Origin of the sequence: Rhizobium mayense (assembly GCF_030272705.1) — a bacterium.
Taxonomy (GTDB): domain Bacteria; phylum Pseudomonadota; class Alphaproteobacteria; order Rhizobiales; family Rhizobiaceae; genus Rhizobium; species Rhizobium mayense.
Genome location: NZ_JARFYM010000030.1, coordinates 15,791 through 35,127 on the forward strand (window position 1 = coordinate 15,791; position 19,337 = coordinate 35,127).

16 protein-coding genes are annotated in these 19,337 nt (G+C 60.1%); 3 read left to right on the top strand and 13 right to left on the bottom strand.

From position 1 onward, the window contains the following. The first annotated feature begins 12 nt into the window (after positions 1-12). Complete coding sequence (locus PY649_RS26585; RefSeq protein WP_285871858.1) at positions 13-1,470, top strand: catalase; 1,458 nt, start codon at positions 13-15, stop codon at positions 1,468-1,470. Between the two features lie 78 nt (positions 1,471-1,548). Here PY649_RS26585 and PY649_RS26590 read toward each other — a convergent pair whose 3' ends face one another. The 11 genes from PY649_RS26590 to PY649_RS26640 form a co-directional block, all read right to left on the bottom strand. Further along, on the bottom strand, positions 1,549-2,031 hold the full coding sequence (locus PY649_RS26590) for a DUF934 domain-containing protein (RefSeq protein ID WP_285871859.1): 483 nt from the start codon (positions 2,029-2,031) through the stop codon (positions 1,549-1,551). Then, positions 2,018-4,030, bottom strand: coding sequence for a DUF2849 domain-containing protein (locus PY649_RS26595; RefSeq protein ID WP_285871860.1), 2,013 nt, complete (start codon positions 4,028-4,030; stop codon positions 2,018-2,020). The genes PY649_RS26590 and PY649_RS26595 overlap by 14 nt, the downstream gene beginning before the upstream one ends. 22 nt (positions 4,031-4,052) lie before the next feature. Then, entirely contained in the window at positions 4,053-5,276 is a 1,224-nt protein-coding gene (hemA, locus tag PY649_RS26600; RefSeq protein ID WP_285871861.1) for a 5-aminolevulinate synthase, read from the bottom strand. 65 nt (positions 5,277-5,341) lie between these two features. Then, positions 5,342-5,710 (bottom strand): cytochrome o ubiquinol oxidase subunit IV, encoded by a 369-nt coding sequence (cyoD, locus tag PY649_RS26605; protein ID WP_285871862.1) that lies wholly within the window; start codon positions 5,708-5,710, stop codon positions 5,342-5,344. Then, positions 5,710-6,330, bottom strand: a complete 621-nt coding sequence (gene cyoC / locus PY649_RS26610; RefSeq protein ID WP_285871863.1) for a cytochrome o ubiquinol oxidase subunit III — start codon at positions 6,328-6,330, stop codon at positions 5,710-5,712. The genes cyoD and cyoC overlap by 1 nt, the downstream gene beginning before the upstream one ends. A gap of 3 nt (positions 6,331-6,333) precedes the next feature. Beyond that, a complete protein-coding gene (cyoB, locus tag PY649_RS26615; protein ID WP_285871864.1) occupies positions 6,334-8,310 on the bottom strand; it encodes a cytochrome o ubiquinol oxidase subunit I in 1,977 nt (658 codons plus the stop codon). Continuing rightward, complete coding sequence (cyoA, locus tag PY649_RS26620; protein WP_285871865.1) at positions 8,310-9,275, bottom strand: ubiquinol oxidase subunit II; 966 nt, start codon at positions 9,273-9,275, stop codon at positions 8,310-8,312. Before cyoA ends, cyoB begins: the two co-directional genes overlap by 1 nt. 357 nt (positions 9,276-9,632) lie before the next feature. Next, complete coding sequence (locus PY649_RS26625) at positions 9,633-10,181, bottom strand: HdeD family acid-resistance protein (protein ID WP_285871866.1); 549 nt, start codon at positions 10,179-10,181, stop codon at positions 9,633-9,635. 46 nt (positions 10,182-10,227) lie between these two features. Continuing rightward, positions 10,228-11,484, bottom strand: coding sequence for an arginine deiminase (locus tag PY649_RS26630; RefSeq protein WP_285871867.1), 1,257 nt, complete (start codon positions 11,482-11,484; stop codon positions 10,228-10,230). Positions 11,485-11,498: 14 nt separating this feature from the next. Beyond that, positions 11,499-12,932 (bottom strand): basic amino acid/polyamine antiporter, encoded by a 1,434-nt coding sequence (locus PY649_RS26635; RefSeq protein WP_285871868.1) that lies wholly within the window; start codon positions 12,930-12,932, stop codon positions 11,499-11,501. Between the two features lie 214 nt (positions 12,933-13,146). After that, positions 13,147-14,574, bottom strand: coding sequence for a basic amino acid/polyamine antiporter (locus tag PY649_RS26640; protein ID WP_285871869.1), 1,428 nt, complete (start codon positions 14,572-14,574; stop codon positions 13,147-13,149). 391 nt (positions 14,575-14,965) lie between these two features. Between PY649_RS26640 and PY649_RS26645 the strand changes: the two genes are divergently transcribed. Together PY649_RS26645 and PY649_RS26650 are read left to right on the top strand one after the other, a co-directional pair. Further along, positions 14,966-15,235, top strand: a complete 270-nt coding sequence (locus PY649_RS26645; RefSeq protein ID WP_285871922.1) for a hypothetical protein — start codon at positions 14,966-14,968, stop codon at positions 15,233-15,235. Positions 15,236-15,475: 240 nt separating this feature from the next. Beyond that, positions 15,476-16,519, top strand: a complete 1,044-nt coding sequence (locus PY649_RS26650; RefSeq protein ID WP_432761414.1) for an AI-2E family transporter — start codon at positions 15,476-15,478, stop codon at positions 16,517-16,519. On the opposite strand, the gene PY649_RS26655 is transcribed toward PY649_RS26650, so the two are convergent. Then, a complete protein-coding gene (locus tag PY649_RS26655) occupies positions 16,516-18,261 on the bottom strand; it encodes a metallophosphoesterase family protein (protein WP_285871871.1) in 1,746 nt (581 codons plus the stop codon). The two genes, PY649_RS26650 and PY649_RS26655, sit on opposite strands and share 4 nt — an antisense overlap. Before the next feature lie 176 nt (positions 18,262-18,437). Beyond that, positions 18,438-18,956 (bottom strand): DUF1269 domain-containing protein, encoded by a 519-nt coding sequence (locus tag PY649_RS26660; protein ID WP_285871872.1) that lies wholly within the window; start codon positions 18,954-18,956, stop codon positions 18,438-18,440. Positions 18,957-19,337 lie beyond the last annotated feature (381 nt).

Consider the following 19,337-nt stretch of genomic DNA (forward strand, 5'->3'; position numbering starts at 1 on the left):
ACGGAGCGATTCATGACAACCGACACGAAAAGACCGCATCTCACTCATGCCAATGGTGCGCCTGTCAGCGACAACGTCAACATTCAGACTGCAGGTCCCCGCGGACCCGCACTGCTCCAGGATGTCTGGCTTCTCGAAAAACTCGCGCACTTCGCCAGAGAGGTGATCCCCGAGCGCCGCATGCATGCGAAAGGGGCCGGCGCGCATGGCACGTTTACCGTGACGCAAGACGTCACGCGCTACACGAAAGCGAATATCTTCTCCGAGATCGGCAAGCAGACGCCGATGGTGGTTCGCTTTTCCACGGTCGCCGGCGAGCGCGGCGCTGCGGATGCCGAACGCGATATCCGCGGCTGTGCCTTCCGCTTTTATACCGAAGAGGGAAATTGGGATGTTGTCGGGAACAATACTCCGGTCTTCTTTTTCCGGGATCCGCTCCGCTTCCCCGATCTCAATCACGCGATCAAGCGCGATCCTCGCACGGGAATGAGATCAGCCGACAACAACTGGGATTTCTGGTCGCTTCTGCCGGAAGCCCTCCATCAGGTCACGATCGTCATGAGCGAACGCGGCATTCCGAGAAGCTTCCGTCATATGCATGCGTTCGGGAGCCACACCTACAGTTTCATAAACGGGGATAATCAAAGAACCTGGGTCAAGTTCCATTTCCGCACCCAGCAGGGCATCGAAAACCTCAGTGACGTGGAAGCAGAAGCGTTGGTTGGGCGTGACCGCGAGTCCCATCATCGCGATCTCTATGAAAGCATCCAGCGCGGCGATTTTCCGCGGTGGACGCTGTTCATCCAGGTCATGACCGAGGATCAGGCAAAGACGTTCAAGTATAACCCCTTCGACCTCACCAAGGTATGGTCGAAGAAGGAGTTTCCGCTGATCGAGGTCGGCGTGATGGAACTGAACCGCAATCCCGAGAATGTCTTCGCCGAAATTGAGCAAGCGGCCTTCACGCCGGCAAACATCGTTCCGGGCATTGGTTATTCGCCTGACAAGATGCTGCAGGCGCGGCTCTTTTCCTACGGCGATGCGCAGCGTTACCGGCTCGGCGTCAACCACCATCACATTCCGGTCAATGCGCCGCGTTGTCCCTTCCACAGCTATCACCGCGACGGTGCGATGCGGACCGATGGAAATCTTGGGGGCACGCCGACCTACTGGCCGAACAGCAAGGGCGAGTGGTCGGATCAGCCGCAGCTCAACGAGCCGCCGCTCGAGATATCAGGTGCGGCTGATCATTGGGACCATCGTGTCGACGAGGACCACTATCAGCAGCCGGGTGACCTTTTCCGCATGATGACGCCGGCACAGAAGCAGGCGCTCTTCGACAATACGGCCCGTGCGATGGGCGACGCCAGAGACGAGGTCAAGCAAAGGCATATCGACAATTGCGCCAAGGCCGACCCTGAATATGGTCGTGGCGTAGCGGACGCAGTGGCGCGGCTTGCCGCCCGCTGATGCTTAGCGCGGCCGACGGCCAATGATCGCAAGTCGGCTCAAATGGAAAGGCGCCGGGGTTCTCCTCCCGGCGCCTTCTTAGTTTCCGCGTTTCACGAGCCGTTGAAGGAGAGGTTGGGGACGCGCACTTCCGGCGCCGTCGGCGGAAGGCTGCCGCCATTGCGTGGCCGGGTGCTCTGCCGGCGTGACGATTGATGTGAAGCCGCATTGCGCCAGCAGCGCCAATTGATCCGGGAGGATATGGCCGATGGCCCTGATATCCCCCATGAAGCCGTGGCGCTGCCGCAGCGACCGAGCGCTCGTGAAACCGCGACCGTCGCGGAATTTCGGAAACGGGATGATCACCAGATCGAGCTTGTCGAGAAACGGCGCCACGAGGTCCGCTGACGTCTCCGGCGCCAGCAGGACACCGGTGGGACGTGCTTCGCCGGATATCGCGCCGAGTTCCTGCAGCAGATCGAATGATCCGATGCCGTAGGGCTTGAACGAACCTTTTTCACCCGCTTCCGGATAGATCCAGCGATCAGGGATTTCGTTCCCGAGCTGATTAACCAGCGCCATAAACGGCCTCCTTGAAGGGATCGGCGCCGAGCCGCCGATAGGTGTCAATGAAGCTCTCATCCTCGATGCGGTTGCCGATATAGGCATCGACGATCGCCTCGATGGCGTCGACCACGTTTTCCGAGGAAACTGACGGGCCGATGATGTTGCCGATCGAAGCCTTGTCGTCGGCCGAACCGCCGAGCGTGATCTGGTAGACCTCCTCGCCGTTCTTATCGACGCCGAGCAGGCCGATATGGCCAACATGGTGATGGCCGCAGGCATTGATGCAGCCGGAGATATTGAGATCGATCGCGCCTATCTCTTGCTGGCGCGAGGGATCGGCGAAGCGCTCGGCGATACGCTGCGCGACGGGAATTGAGCGCGCGGTAGCCAGGGCGCAATAATCGATGCCCGGACAGGCGATGATATCAGTGATCAGGCCAATATTGCCGCCCGCAAGCTTCGCCTCCACCAGTCCCTGCCAGAGCGCGCGCAGATCATGCTTGCGCACATGCGGCAGCACGAGATTCTGTTCATGGGAAATCCGGATTTCGCCGAAGGAATACCGATCGGCAAGATCGGCGACAACCTCCATCTCTTCGGCACTGACATCGCCCGGTATGCCGCCGACAGGCTTCAGCGAGACGACGGCGGAAATATAGCCCGGCTGTCGGTGCGGATGCGTGTTCGTCTTCACCCAGGCGCGGAAGGCGCGATCTTCGGCCAGGGCGCGGTCGAATTCGGCCGGCCTATGTCGCATCTCCTCGAAGGGCGGCGGAACGAAGCGCGCGGCCACGGCTTCGACGATCTCGTCCTCCAACACGCAGTGATCGGCCGGCAGGGCGGCGAATTCTTCTTCGATCATCCGGATGAAGTTCTCCGGCTTCATTTCGCGCAGCAGGATCTTGATGCGTGCCTTGTAGATGTTGTCGCGCCGGCCGAGCGCGTTGTAGACCCGCAGGATCGCCTCGACATAGCGCAGCAGGTCGCGCACGGGCAGCCAGTCGCGCACCTTGGTGCCGACGACGGGTGTGCGGCCAAGGCCGCCACCGGCATATATGGTGAAGCCCGGTTCGCCGGCGGCGTTTCGGCTTGCCAGAATACCGATGTCATGGACACGCACCGCTGCACGATCCTGTGGGCTGCCGGTGATGGCGATCTTGAATTTGCGCGGCAGGTAGGTGAATTCCGGGTGGTCCGTCGACCACTGCCGGAGGATTTCTGCATAAAGCCTCGGGTCGACCACTTCCTCGGCCGCGGCGCCGGCGAAATGGTCTGTCGTGACGTTGCGCACGCAATTGCCGCTGGTCTGGATCGCATGCAGATCGGCTTCCGCGAGGACCGCCAGGATATCGGGCGCATCCTTTAGTCGCGGCCAGTTGAACTGGATATTTTGGCGCGTTGTGAAATGCCCGTAGCCGCGGTCGTAATGCCTGGCCACATAGGCAAGTTGGCGCATTTGCGCGGCGCTGAGCACGCCATAGGGCAAGGCGACCCGCAGCATGTAGCCGTGAAGCTGTAGATAGAGGCCGTTCATCAGCCTCAGCGGCTTGAACTCTTCCTCGCTGAGCTCGCCGGAAAGCCGTCGTTCCACCTGCCGGCGGAACTGCTTGGCGCGGTCGCGTAGGAACTGTCGGTCATATTCGTCGTAGCGGTAGATGCCGGCATAGGGAGACGCCGAGAAAGACGACGGCGGCTCGGGGAAGGGCGGTTCGGTCCATCGAGCGCCCGGCGCTTTCTTTGCAAGGTCGGGACGCACGCTCGGCCCCGAGCCGCGTAGCCGCTCACGCCTAGCCTCGGGTATCCATGCGCCATCAGTCGCCTCCGCGCCGATCTCGCGCACGTCGACGACGATGTTGCCATGCTCGCTGAGGCGCGCCATTTTCAGCGCCTCGGCAAGCTCGGCGGCATCAACCGGCGCTGCCTTTTCGACGTCCTCGATCCAGCGGCTTTTGGCGTCCAACCAGACGGCGACGCCGTCGGCGAGCCGGTTGGCGGTGATCAGATGTGCGGTCATATTGTCTCTCTCCTCCCAGGAATCAGGCCGCGGTCTGCAGGCGGTGCCAGCCGAGCCGCTCGCGCACGTCGATGAGCCCTTCGACGAGGGCGCGCATATGCGCCTCGGTGTGGAAGGGCGTCGGCGTGATCCGGAGCCGCTCTTGGCCGCGGGCGACGGTCGGATAGTTGATCGGCTGGACGTAGATGTTGTGGCGTGTCAGCAGCAGCTCGCTGGTCTGGCGGCAAAGATGCGCGTCGCTGATGATCAGCGGCAGGATATGGCTCGGGCTGTCGAGGATCGGCATATCGGCAGCCCTCAGCATCGCCTTGAGCTGTCGGACATTCGCCTGCTGCTCCGCCCGCTCTTCCGGATGTGCCTTCAGGTGCTGCACGGCCGCAAGCGCCCCGGCTGCGAGATGCGGGCACATGGAGGTGGTGAAGATGAAGCTGTCGGCAAAGCTGCGCACGACATCCATCAGGAGAGCCGGGCCGGTGATATAGCCGCCCATGGTGCCGAAGGCCTTGGCGAGCGTACCCTCGATGATCGTCAGCCGGTCCGCGAGTCCCTGCTGTTCGGCAATGCCGCCGCCATGCGCCCCGTAGAGGCCGACGGCGTGCACTTCGTCGAGATAGGTGATGGCGCCATGCTTTTCGGCGACGTCGCAGATGGCGGCGATCGGCGCGATATCGCCGTCCATGCTGTAGACGCTCTCGAAGGCGACGATCTTCGGCCGCGCCGGATCGATAGCGCTCATCAGCTCGTCGAGATGGGCGGGATCGTTGTGGCGGAAGATGAAGCGCTCGGCGCCGGAGCGGCGGATGCCCTCGATCATCGAATTGTGGTTCAGTGCATCGGAGAAGATGGCGCAGCCCGGCAGCAGCTTGCCGAGGGTGCCGAGCGCGGCGAGGTTCGAGATCCAGCCGGAGGTGAAGATCAGGGCGGCTTCCTTGCCGTGCAGGTCCGCGAGCGCCGTTTCCAGCGCCACATGCTGGCGGTTGGTGCCGGAGATGTTGCGGGTGCCGCCGGTGCCGGCGCCGAAGTCGTCGATGGCGCCATGCATGGCGGCAAGCACGTCCGGATGCTGGCCCATGCCGAGATAATCGTTGCTGCACCAGACGGTCACGTGGCGGGTCTCGCCCGTCGGGCCGTGCCAGAGCGCGCTCGGGAATTCGCCGGCGATGCGCTCGAGCTCAACGAAGGTGCGGTAGCGCCCGTCGAGTTTCAGCTCGCTAATGAGGGCCTCAAATCTTGCGGCATAATCCATGGCCTTGCTCTTTTCTGCCGCCCCACCATGCGGGCGTCCGGCGGCTTTGGGAATGTGAAGGGTTGTCAGTCGTGCGACATCGCGCGGTCGATCGTCATGTTCGTGGGCATCATGTTGACGTTGGCGTTATGGATCACCCAGAGCGAGCCGCTGACGATGATGGCGATGAGCATGATCGTCAGAAGAAATATCGTCGTGTTGCCGCGCTGTTCGGGCGCGGTACCGAGATGCAGGAAGAAGACGAGCTGCACGATCAGCTGCACCACTGCGAGGGCGGTGATCGCCGGCAGGATCGAGTCCCGGGGAACGATCCCGCTCATGACGGCGCCAAAGGAGAGTCCGGTCAACGCCAGCGAGAGCGCGAAGCCGACGACGTAGGATTTCAGGCTGGCATGCGAGGGGCCGGGGGCGGCGTGAGAGGAGGGATGGGACATCAGATAACACCGCGCAGATAGACGAAGGTGAAGACACAGATCCAGATCAGGTCGAGGAAGTGCCAGAAGAGGCTGAGGCAGGCGAGCCGACGGCGGACGATGTGATCCAGCCCAAAGCGGGAGACCTGATGCATCATGGTCGCCAGCCAGATCAGGCCGGCGGTAACATGCAGGCCATGCGTGCCGACCAGCGTGAAATAGGCCGAGAGGAAGGCGCTGCGATCAGGCCCGACGCCTTCCTGAATGAGGGCGATGAATTCATGCACTTCCATGACGATGAAGGCGGCGCCGCAGACGAAGGTGATGGCCAGCCATTCGATGACACGGCTTTTGGCGCCGGCCTGTAGCTGGAGACCAGCCATGCCGAAGGTGAAGCTGCTGATCAGCAGCACCACGGTTTCGAGCGCGACATAGGGAAGGTCGAAGAGCTCTTTGCCGCCGGGCGCGCCGGCAGTATTTGTCGCGAGCACGCCGAAGGTGGCGAACAGCGTCGCGAAGATGAGGCAGTCGCTCATCAGATAGATCCAGAAGCCCAGCACGGTATTGGAACCGCTGTCGTGCTCATGGCCATGGCCGGCAGACTTTTGGAGTCCGTGCGTGGACTTAACGACGATATTCATCCGTCATACTCCTTTTCGCAACAGGGCGAAGCGTGCGTTTTCGATTCGGGCGACCTCTGCCGCCGGCACGTAGTAGTCGACGTCGCGGTCGTAGGTTCGGGCGATGAAAGTCGCGATCATGCCGAGGAGGCCGAAGGCGGCGAAGACCCACATGTGCCAGATGAGCGCGAAACACAGGATGAAGCTGAAGGCGGAGATGACGAAGCCGGCCGCGGTGTTGCGCGGCATATGGATATCCTCGTATCCCCACGCCCGCTCGTTGGCGCGACCGGTCTGCTTGTTCTCCCAATGCTGCTCGAGCGAGGTGATCTCGGGGATATGGGCGAAGTTGTAGAAAGGGGCCGGCGAAGCGGTCGCCCATTCCAGGCTGCGGGCGTCCCAGGGATCGCCGGTGACGTCCCTGTTCTGCTTGCGGTCGCGAATGCTGACAAAAAGCTGGATCAAGAGCGCGAGGATGCCAAGGCCGATGATGACAGCCCCGATTAGCGCCACCACCAGATAGGGATGCCAGCCGGGCACGTCGTAGTGGTTCATGCGGCGCGTCATGCCTTTGAAGCCGAGGACGTAGAGCGGCGTGAAGGCGAGCCAGTAGCCGACCATCCAGCACCAGAACGAGACCTTCCCCCAGAACTCGTTGAGCGTGAAGCCGAAGACCTTGGGAAACCAGAAGCTCATGCCCGCGAGGCAGCCGAAGACCACGCCGCCGATGATGACGTTATGGAAATGGGCGACCAGGAACAGGCTGTTGTGCAGGACGAAATCGGCGCCGGGGACGGCCAGCAGCACGCCGGTCATGCCGCCCCCGGCGAAGGTGACCATGAAGCCGATGGTCCAGAGCGTGGCGGAATGAAAGCGGATGCGCCCGCGGAACATCGTGAACAGCCAATTGAACAGCTTCACGCCCGTCGGGATCGAGATGATCGTCGTCATGATGCCGAAGAAGGCATTGACGTTGGCGCCGGAACCCATGGTGAAGAAGTGATGCAGCCAGACGAAGAAGGAGAGGATGCCGATCGACGAGGTGGCATAGACCATCGACTTGTAGCCGAAGAGCGGCTTGCCCGAGAAGGTCGCAATCACCTCCGAATAGACGCCGAAGCACGGCAAGATCAGCACGTAGACTTCCGGATGACCCCAAACCCAGATGAGGTTGATGTACATCATCGCATTGCCACCGAGCTCGTTGGTGAAGAAATGCATGTCGAAGTAACGGTCGGCGGCCAGCAGCGCGAGGGTAGCGGTCAGGACCGGGAAGATCGCGACGATCAGGATATTGGTGATCAGCGCCGTCCAGACGAAGACAGGCATCTTCATCAATGTCATGCCGGGTGCACGCATGCGGAGGATTGTGACGACGAAGTTGATGCCGGCAAGCGTGGTGCCGAGGCCGGAGATCTGCAGCGACCAGATGTAGTAATCGACGCCGACCGTCGGGCTGTAGCCGAGTTCGGAGAGCGGCGGATAGGCGACCCAGCCGGTCGCGGCGAAATCGCCGACGAACATCGAGATCATGACGAGAACGGCACCCACGGCCGAAAGCCAGAAGCCGAGCGAGTTGACGAACGGATAGGCAACGTCGCGGGCACCGAGCTGCAACGGCACGACGACATTCATCAGGCCGAGGATGAAGGGGGTCGCCACGAAGAAGATCATGATCACGCCATGGGCGGTGAAGATCTGATCATAATGGTGCGGCGGCAGATAGCCGGCCGCGTCGTTGCTGGCGATCGCCTGCTGGGCACGCATCATGATGGCGTCGGCAAAGCCGCGCAGCAGCATGACCAGGCCGAGCCCGAAATACATCACGCCGATCTTCTTGTGGTCGACCGAGGTGATCCATTCGCTCCAGAGATATTTCCACCAGCCGTTATAGGTGATCCAGGCAAGGATCGCGAGGCCGAGCAGGGCGACGACCGCGCCCGTTCCCACGATGATCGGCTCGTCGAAAGGGATAGCGTCGAGAGTGAGTTTACCAAGCATCAGTTCTTGTTCCAGGCAATGGGGGGAAGGGTTTGCGCCGTGCAGACGTCGGAGGTCGCAAAGGCCATTTCGGACATTCGGCCCGACATGAAGCGGTTGACGATCGTGTCGAAGAGGGCGGGCTCGACGCCGGCATAGACGGTGACCGGGTTCTTGATGCTCGGCTGTTCCAAGGTCTGGTAAGTCGCCGCGTCGAGCTTCAGGGGAGAGTCCTTGACCTTGGCGATCCAGCCCGCGAAATCTTCCGCATTCGTCGCCGCGACATCGAAATGCATGTCGGAAAAGCCGGGGCCGCTGAAGGCGGAGGAAAGGCCTTCATAGGTGCCGGGCTCGTTGGCGATGAGATGCAGCTGCGTCCGCATGCCGGCCATTGCGTAGATCTGGCTGCCGAGCTGCGGGATGAAGAAGGAATTCATCATCGATTCCGCCGTCAGCTTGAACTCGATCGGCGTATCGACCGGGATCGCCAGGTGATTGACAGAGGCGATGCCGTAATCCGGATAGATGAATAGCCATTTCCAGTTCAGCGCGACGACCTCGACCCGAACCGGCTGGTTCTTTGTTATGAGCGGTTTGTATGGATCGAGTGTATGCGTCGTCTCCCAGATCATGACCGCCAGGGTGGTGACGATCAGGCATGGAATGGTCCAGATGACGACCTCGATCGATGTCGAGTGCGCCCAGGTCGGCGCATAGGTGGCCTTAGTATTGCTCGCGCGATAGCGCCACGCAAAGACGACGGTCAGCACCATGACGGGGATGACGACCAGCAGCATCAGCCCGAGGGCGACGAGGATCAGCGTCTTTTCCTGGGCTGCGATATCGCCCTTCGGGTTGAGGAGTTCGATATGTTCGCAGGCGGTCAGCGGAAGAAGGAGCAGGAACGCGCCTCCCAGGCGAAGCCACCGGAGAGCGTCGGCGTTCCCTTGAGGAGCCGACGGCAATTGTCTTTCACGAGGAAGCATACATTTATTCCAAAATATAGGCGTATATGCCGTACACTTGAGTTTGTATGCATGGGCTAACAGCATTTCCGTCGACAATCAATCCAAGCCGCCCCGACAATCGTGCGGCAAAGTGACCGATGTTGGCGGATATGGATGGGCAAGCAGATGGACGTGTATGGTGTTGGAGACACGTAGCCATACATCAGCCGCGCGAAGGCTGCTCAGACGATGGTGTCTGTCGGAAAGCTGCGATCCGGTATCGTGATCGGCTGGGACATAGGAGCGCTGGTCAGCGAAAACGCCTTAAGGCCAGCCTTCAACGAGCGCGCTGAAAGCCACATATCTAGGGTGATTGAGGCAATGGTCGGTGCTGCCCTAATGCGCTCTGCGCGACGATGCGGCCATTGCGAGATAGGCGCCTCCAGCCACAAGAAGAGAAATTCCCGTAACCGTTCCTGGGGTATAAATGCCTGAGAATGGCATTTTAAACGCGAGCAAGGCGCCCGCGACAAGGGCGATGATACCGGAAATCGCAAGCCAGCCCCAACCGATCTGGGGCCGCAGCCGTAATGCCATCAGGATATGCGCGATCCCCTGAACGATGAAGACCAGTGCGATCAGCAGGGTGAGGGCGATCGCGCCTGCCAGCGGATTGAGGTAGATGAGGATACCGCCGACAAGCTGAACAATGCCGACCAGCAGTCCCCAGACAAAACCAGTCCAGGCCGTTACGCGAAAGGCCTGGACGATCTGCATAATGCCCACAACCGCCAGGACGAGCCCCAGCACGAGGCCTGCTGCAATGCTCGATATTGCGGGTAACATGATCGCGAGAATGCCGCCTGCGACGAGCGCAATGCCAAGGCAAAGAAACCAGACCCATCGGGTATGGTCGGTTCCGGCCCATTGGTTCACGTTGCTCATGACGGCACCTCCGGTTCTCCCTTGCCGCGGCCCTCGCATTATCCTCCTAATAGTCGACCGCGTCACGGACGATCGGGCATGTCATGCAATGGCCGCCACCGCGCCCGCGCCCGAGTTCGGCGCCGACGATGGTGATCACCTCGATGCCCTCTTTGCGCAGCAATGTGTTCACATAGGTATTGCGGTCATAGGCATAGACGACACCCGGCGAGGCGCAGACGAGGTTCGCGCCGCTGTCCCATTGCGTCCGCTCGCGCGTATAGTCATTGCCGCCGGTTTCAACGACGCGCATCTTCTTCAGCCCGAGCGCGTCGCGCACGGTGTCGACGAAGCTGCCCTTATCGCGATGGAACTCGACGCCGCCGTTGCCGTCCGGGCGGTAGGAGAAAGCCTCGATGCCGTCGACAATATCCGGATAGAGCAGAACGCAGTCGCGGTCGGCGAAAGTGAAGACCGTATCGAGATGCATGGCGGCGCGCAGTTTCGGCATGGCCGCCACGATGACGCGCTCGGCCGCGCCCTTTTCGAAGAGAGCGGCGGCGACCTGGCTGATGGCCTGACGGGATGTCCGTTCGCTCATGCCGATCAGCACGTTACCCTTGCCGATTGGCATGACGTCCCCGCCTTCAAACGTGGCCAGGCCCCAATCCTTCGTGGGATCACCCCACCAGACATTGACCTTTCCCGCGAAGTCCGGATGGAACTTGTAGATCGAGGTCGTCAGGATGGTCTCCTCGTGGCGTGCCGGCCAGTAGAGCGCATTGAGCGTCACCCCGCCATAGATCCAGCATGTAGTGTCACGCGTGTAGAGCGTGTTCGGCAGCGGCGGCAGCAGATATTCATTGACGCCAGCCGCATCGCGGATCAGCGCCAGCTGCTCGCCACCGACACTTTCCGGGAATTCGAAGGTCGACAAGCCGCCAATCAGTGTTTCGGCCAGTTCGCGGTCCGACAGTCCTTCGAGATAGGAGCGAACCTCGTTGATGAGGCCGAGACCGATCTGGTTCGGCACGACCTGATTGTCGAGAATCCACTTCTTGGCCTCGGGAACTGCCACCGTTTGTGCAAGAAGATTATGCATTTCCAAGACTTCGACGCCGCGGTCGCGCATCTTGTTCATGAAATCGAAGTGGTCGCGCTTCGCATTATCGACCCAAAGGACATCGTCGAAGAGAAGAGCATCGCAATTGGTCGGTGTCAGACGTTTATGGGCGCGGCCGGGCGCGCAAACCATGACCTTGCGCAGCTGGCCAACCTCGGAATGAACCCCGAAAGCTTGTTGAGTGGAGCTTGCAGAAGACATGCATTACCTCCTCTTCAGATTGTCAGGTAGCCGGTGGACAATCCGGCGATCGCGGCAATGCAGCCGATGACTGCAGCGGCGAAGATTATCCAGTCGGCGGTCGTGTTGAAGATCTGCTTGCCCTGCTCGCGGCGGGCCCAGAAGTAGAGGATCGTGCCGGGAGCGTAGAGAAGTGCCGATAGAAGGACAAACTTCAATCCACCGGCGATGATCATGAAGATCGTATAGATCACGGCAATACCGGCGATGATGAGGTCGCGTCTGCGCTCCTCCGGCCTGACCTCGTAGGTCTCCCCGCGCCGCGCGACCAGATAGCCGTATGCCGCGACGAAGAGGTAGGGGATCAGTGACATGGCGCTGGTGAGATTCAGCATCAGCGCGAACGCGTCCCGAGACCAGTAGGTGCTGATCACGAAAAGCTGGACGATGACATTTGTCAGCCAAAGTGCCGCCGCCGGAACCTTGTTCTGGTTTTCGGTGCCGAAGAGGCGTGGCATGTCGTCCGTGCGAGCGGCAACGTAGAGAACTTCCGCACACACCAGCGACCAGGCCAGATAAGCGCCCAAAACCGAAACGATGACACCAGCGCTGATGAAGACCGCTCCCCACGGCCCGACAACGGCCGCCAGAACACCCGCCATCGAAGGCTGTGTCATGCCTGCGATCTCCGGACGCTGCAGGACGGCGTAGGGTAACAGCGTCACCAACACCATAAGCGCGGTAACGCCGACGAATCCGATAATGGTCGCCGTACCGACATCGGCACGCGTCTGCGCATAGCGCGAGTAATTGCTCGCACCCTCGATACCGATGAAGACGAAGACCGTCGCCAACATCGTCGCCCGGACTTGCTCCAGAAGAGAGGCTGCCGGCATCCCTTCGCCACCCCAGAAATTGCCGCGAAACAGATCGAGCTTAAAGGCGACGGCAAGCAGCACGATGAAGGTGAGGATGGGCACGATCTTGGCGACCGTGACGACTGTGTTGATGAAGGCGGCCTGTTGCACGCCCCTGAGGATCATGAAGTGGAACAGCCATATACCGATCGAAGCGACGACGATTGCGACGAGCGTGTTGCCGTCGCCGAAGACCGGGAAGAATCGGCCAAGCGTGGACTTGATCAGTACCCAGTAGGAGACGTTGCCGATGCAGCTGCCGATCCAGTAGCCGAAGGCCGACAGGAAACCGGGATAGTCGCCGAATCCGGCCTTGGCATAGGCATAGACGCCAGCGTCAAGATCCGGCTTGCGTTCCGCCAGCGCCTGGAAGATGCGGGCGAGCATGTACATGCCGCCGCCGGCTATACACCAAGCGATGATCGCGCCAAACGGGCCGGTCGCGGCCCCGAAAGTACGAGGCAGCGAGAAGATACCCGCACCCACCATCGAGCCGACAACCATCGCTGTCAGCGCGAACAACGAAAACTTTTGCGTGGAGCCCGAAGCCATACGACACCAATCCGATTGCTCGCAGGTTGCGTCTTGAGATTTTATGCCTGAATTTTGCCACCAGCGAATGAGCTGAAAATCTCACCTTTGTGCCGAGCGTCCCTTTTTTAGGAAAGGGAAATGTAGTTGTTCTGAGCGCCTGCCCTTGGTCGTCTCGGGATTTCATGGCCTGGGTAGTTCACGTATCCGATTTCTTGCTCAGCTAAGCAACGGTTCAGATGGTAATGCGGCCGGTAACGATCGCGTAGATTGCGACGACGGCGCCGATGGCTGCTACCGCGAACATGGTCAGCTCGGCCATGCTGAAGATGGCTCTGCGCTGCTCGCGACGCGTCATGACGAACAGAATGCTGCCGGGACCATAGATGGCGGCGGACAGCAGAAGATGCGTGGCTCCAGCCGCGTAAATCAGCCAAATCGTATAGATGAGCGCGATACCCGATCGCACGAGATCACCGCGATGACCGGCCGGATCGCGATCGTAGGTTTCGCCTGTCCAGGCGAGCTTGACGCCGTAGGCTGCGACAAGGAGATAGGGGATGAGTATCATCGAACTCGTCAGCTCGAGCGCAAGCCGGAAGGCATATTGGGCAAACAACGTGAGGATCAGAAATATCTGGACGACAATATTGGTGAGCCACAGCGCATGGGACGGAACACCGTTCCTGTTCTCGTGGGAGAGAAAGCGGGGCATGGTGTCGTATTTCGAGGCCGAAAACAAGATTTCGGCGGCGAGAAGAACCCAGGACAAATAGGCGCCTGCCACGGAAATGATCAAGCCCGCGCTGACGAACAGGGCGCCCCAGGGACCGACCACGGCCTCGAAAACGCCGGCCATCGACGGGTTTCTAAGCTGAGCGAGATCCGCGTTCTGCATCACTCCGTAGGACAGCATCGTCACCAGAACGAGCAGGCAGAGCACTCCGAGGAATCCAAAGAGCGTCGCGATGCCGACATCGGAGCGATTGCGGGCATAACGCGAATAGACGCTTGCCCCTTCGATGCCGACGAATACGAAGACAGTGACGAGCATTGTCGCACGGACCTGACCTGCAATGTCGCCGAAAGTCGCCCCGCTACCCCAGAAATTGGCTCGGAAGACATCAGCCTTGAAGCCGTAGAATACCAGGACGATGAACAGGAGTATGGGTATGATCTTCGCGAAGGTGACGATCCTGTTGACTGCCGCCGCCCCCTTTATTCCGCGCAGGATGAGAAAATGAACAACCCAAAGAAGGACTGAGGAAGTCGCGATCGCGGCAACGGTGTTGCCTTCTCCGAAGATTGGGAAGAACAGGCCGAGCGTCGACTTGATCAGTACGAAATAGGAGACGTTGCCGAGAAGAGCCGCCGACCAGTAGCCTAGCGCCGACAGGAAGCCGAGATAGTCGCCGAAGCCGGCCTTGGCGTAGGCGTAGATGCCGGCATCGAGATCTGGCTTGCGTCGGGAGAGCGACTGGAACACGAAGGCCAGCATGAGCATGCCGATGCCGGCGATTGACCAGGCGATGACAGCCCCAAATGGTCCCGTTGCTCGACCGAAGGCTTGCGGCAGCGAGAAAATCCCCGCACCGACCATCGAGCCGACGCACATCGCCATCAGCGTCCATACCGAAAATTTCTGTTCAGAAGCGGAAATCATGGACTGATGACTCGAAGCCGGATGATCGGAAACGTCGGGCTGTTAGCCCGCATCCAGGTATTCTAGCCTTTTCCATGTGGCGCTGTGATCGGCAAAGAATCCTAAAGTTGTGCTTCCGGTCCCAATCCTTTCCCGGTGGCGTATCGTTCAGGCCCCTTACGCATCCGTGTTGCCGGAATCCCTCTGCTCGCAATCGTTACCGCAACCTTGGCGCAATTGAGCCGTTCTGCATAAGGATGAGATTCTCTGCTCATCACGAACGGATAATCGTGAGCTAAGCTCTATTCGCTCCTTCGGCAAAAGCTTGCCGGCAGCCAATAGGTGGGAAGCTATGTTTTCACGACGTTTCTTACTGAAGGCACTTCTGACTGGTGCCGCCATCGCGCCAATAATGGCGATCCTCCCCATAGATGACGCAGACGCCCAGAGAGGGAGTCGACCGAACCGTCCACCTCCACGCCCTCGCCCTGAGCGAAGACCGCCGCCACGGCGTGGTCAGGTCTGGGTGCCAGGATACTGGGAATGGAGCGTCCGCAGGCGCGACTATGTATGGGTGCCCGGCCGTTGGATTCCCGCGAGACATGGCTTCCACTATCGACAGCCGCGCTGGACCAAACGCAACGGCGAGTGGATGTTCATCCATGGCCAATGGGTGCGATGACCGCACAAGTGAACGAGGGGAGCCATGTTTTCTTGCAGGTCGCGTGATGCGCCCGCCACACATATCGGCTACCTCGTTCGCCAATCCCGACAAGAATTTCCTGATGATCATGAAGGACGGGACGATATACAAGGACAAGATCAGCACGTAGGATGACGCCTTCGGCCGTCGTGCGGCTTCGGTCTGATATCCATAATAGTTTCGACAGAGTCGACGATATCGTTTCTTACGCTCCGATGGATATTCATGGCTAATGATCGAACCATTCTCGTTCTCCTCGGCATAATCGCCGCAATAGCGGTCCTTACCACTCTCCATCTTGCTGCTGTCATTTTTGCGCCGGTCGCTTGTGCCTTGTTCATCATTGCCATCGTATGGCCGATGCAAAGGACGCTTCAGTCCTATCTGCCGCAGCTCCTCGCGTTGGCGCTTGTGGTCGCGGTCGTCCTCATCGTGTTTGTCCTCTTCGCTTCCGTGGCGGCCTGGGGTTTCGGGCGTATCGCGCGATCATTGATATCGGACGCCCCACGCTTCCAGATGCTTTACGACCACGCTGTCATCTGGCTGGAGGACCATGGTGTAGTCGTCGCCGGCATTTGGAGCGAGCATTTCAACATGCGTTGGGCCATGGGAATGCTGCAGGGGCTGACGGCGCGTCTCAACACCTTGATTTCTTTCTGGCTCGTGGTCCTCGTCTATGTGCTGCTCGGGCTTCTCGAAATCGCCCCGGTCAGCCGAAGGATTCGGACGGTGATGGGCACGGAAACGGCGCGTATATTGATCGACGGCTGCAGCCTGACAGCCGCCAAGCTTCGCCGCTATATGCTGATCAGGACGATCATGAGCATCGTGACCGGAACAATGGTCTGGGTGTTTGCTCTTTCGTTCGGGCTTCAATTCGCCGCCGAGTGGGGCATCATCGCCTTCACCTTGAATTACATACCGTTCATCGGGCCGTTCATCGCCACCTTGTTGCCGACGCTCTATGCATTGGCCCAATTCGAATCCCTGCAGTCTGCGCTGATCGTCTTCGCATGCCTCAATGTCGTCCAGTTCACATTCGGCAGCTATATCGAGCCTCGCGTGGCCGGGAGCGCACTGGCCATTTCGTCGTTCGTGGTGCTGTTTTCGGTTTTCCTGTGGACGGTAATCTGGGGGCTGTTCGGCGCATTCATCGGGGTTCCGATCACGATCGCTGTACTGACATTCTGTGAGCAATCTCCTGCGACCCGGTGGCTGGCGGATTTGCAGAGAGCCAAGGATGACGGGAAGGAACGGCGCTAAACGGAGAGATCGGAACCTGGGACGCCCACGCGTTCCGGCGGAAGCATCACCAACGCGCCTTCCCGGTCGATCCCAAGCGTGTGGACGTGAAAATGGGTGACGTGTTCGCCGGTGCTCCCCATGACGGGAGAAGGGGCCGAGACGATCTTAAGCTTCCCGCAGTGTCCTATCCAGTCGATATGGCGATGGCCATGCATGACGATGATCCGGTCGCCAAACTGCTGCAGTTGCCGCACGAACCAGGAGCCGTTGATCAAGGCGGTGCCGATCCGCACCGAAAACGCCTTCGAAAGGCCTGGATATTCGATCAGATGATGGTGCAGAGCCACGATCCAGGAGGCGTGTGGAAACCGCTCTACAACCGCCGTGGTCGCCCGGGACTGTTCGGACGATATCAACCCGAGGGCATTCGTGAAGGAGAAATGCGTCTGAGCGGTGGAATCCAGCAGGATGAATCCGAGACCGTCATCTCCGTCCGGCGGCAGGATCATCGGGAAGGCGTCTGCCCAGACCGGGGCAAGGCTCGCAGCCAGCCGAAAGCCCCCGCGGTCGGCGAAGGTTGCGATATCGGCGTGGTATGGCACCAGTGCCTCGGCGAGGGTCGTGCCGAGTTCCCAGGTCGAGTGATCCACCACGCGAACCTTGCTGGACTGCACTGCCGCCATCCCGGAAAGCGCCCGCATCTCCCGCAGCCGTCGGGCAGGACTGATCGGAAGGTCAAGCCGGGCGGGATTGGCTCGGTCCACGACGTTGATATCGTGATTGCCGGGCAGAAGAAGCGTTCGTTCGGCCAACTCCGGATAACGCGACAGCGCGGTCAAAAATTCTGCCCATTCGGGTGATCGACCGGCATCGGTTATATCGCCGGTGATCAGGATATGATCCAGACGATTTTCGCTGTCGATCGCCGAGAGCCTCGCAAGAAGCTGAGCCAGCCGGTCGTTGCCGCGCGGGCCCGACCGTCCGCTCTCGATGCGAAAGCCATATTGCTCGCCGACGACATGGATGTCGGACAGGTGTGCGACCCGCCATTTCCGTGTTAGCTCCGATTGATCGCTGAAGCCCGTGAAGCCCTGCGGCTGGTCCATGGCGGCGTCGGCGAGGCCCCAGACCAGTGCTGCCCCTGCGCAATAGATGCAGAGGATGATGAGCGCGTTGGCGAGGGTGGGAACGACAAGTGAAAGAGGTACCGTCAAGTCGGAGAGCTCGCCCGTCCAACGTGAATAGGGCCAGCCAATGGCAATCACGGCCAGGGAGAAAAGACATAGAAGCAGGCCCGCGACGGCTGCACTCACACAGCGCAACCGGGCGCGACGTTTCTCGTTCAGCCGGCTCTCGAACATCGCTTCCAGAAGATGGCGCACACCTTCGCGGAACAGCGCGTAAGCCGGTTGTATCGCCAGCGAATTCAGAGACCAGAAGCCCTGTTCCGCGGCCCGATGCAGCGGCTTACCGCCGAGCCAGCCGATCGCTGCAACGATCATCAGGATGATGAATGGCCAGATGCCCCGGTAAGAACTTGCGAGGCTGCGCGAGAACTGTGCCAGCCAGGCCGTGCCGACAAGCGGCACCAACCCTAGCAGCAAGGCCGGCAAGGCGATCAGCGAGAACCAGACCAGGATGAGTTTAGGAAGGCTGATTTCCGCAAGAAGGCTGCCGGCCAGAGACAGCAGCGAGCGCCGCTTGGTGCTGGAGGCGTCCGCTTCGACGTCGCCCATTCTGGGATCGATCAGCTTGGTCATCAAATTCAAATAACGCCTATCTGAACGGGTCGCACCACGGAAAAGATTGTTGATCTCCTTTTCCTCGCTCAGAATGCATTATCGCTGCGCAAGGGGGAGCCTGGCGTCGATCTCTCAAACGACGCACAGGATACATCCCGGCATCTTTTCGGCAGCTCGTCGGGTGTCGCGCGAAACTACTTCTTTGCAGCGTCCGGTTCAGCCGCCTTGGAAGCACTTTCAAGAGCGTCGCGAAGGATCTGTTCCTTGGTTTCGTCGAGTGACGTCTTGAGCACGTGGCCGCCGTATCCCTGGATTTCCTTCAATACCTTGTCGGAGGTGATCGACTGGACCAGCAGGAATAAGGCGCCATTTCCCGGATGTAGGCTGGCGGCAAGGTCCTTCATAAAGGCGTCGTTTATACCGACGTCGGTCAATGCGCCGCCAATGGCGCCCGATGCGGCACCGACGGCTACGCCAAGGATCGGGTTGAGAAACAGCACGCCGATGAGCAGGCCCCAGAAGCTGCCCGAGATCGCGCCCGTTGCCGTCGTGTTCATGAGCTGGTTGAGCTTGATCTTTCCAGACTCCGTCTTGGTGGCGATCACAGCGTCGCCAAGCTTGATCAAATATTCCTTCTGCAGCTCAAGGAGCCGCTGCCGGACTTCCTCGGCCTTGGATTCCGTGGGGTAAACGATGACGATGAGATCTGACATGGGGGCTCCCTCGACGACATTAGGTTGGATCGCGGGCATTGTATGTTTTCAGCTTTGCGAAGAAATTAGTTCAGAATCCCGCAACTGTGCGCACCGTCTCTTTCTGAAGTGGCAATCGGAGGTCGCTCGCATCTTCAGCGCTGAACGGCAATCATATTCTGGCCCCGTCACGGCGAGGCGGGCATCCTCTGAGGGGGAGCGAGGGCAAACCCCCTCCTGCAAGGCAATATATGGGATTCTGTGATCAGAAATGAGATTTCAGGCCATGTTAAGCCCGGCTCATCCAAGCTACAAAATCAGTGCTAGATATTCCGAATTGTGTGGCCAGACAGGCAACGGTTGCATCGGCCTGTTCCCAGATCCGCCCCGCGGTAAGAAGCG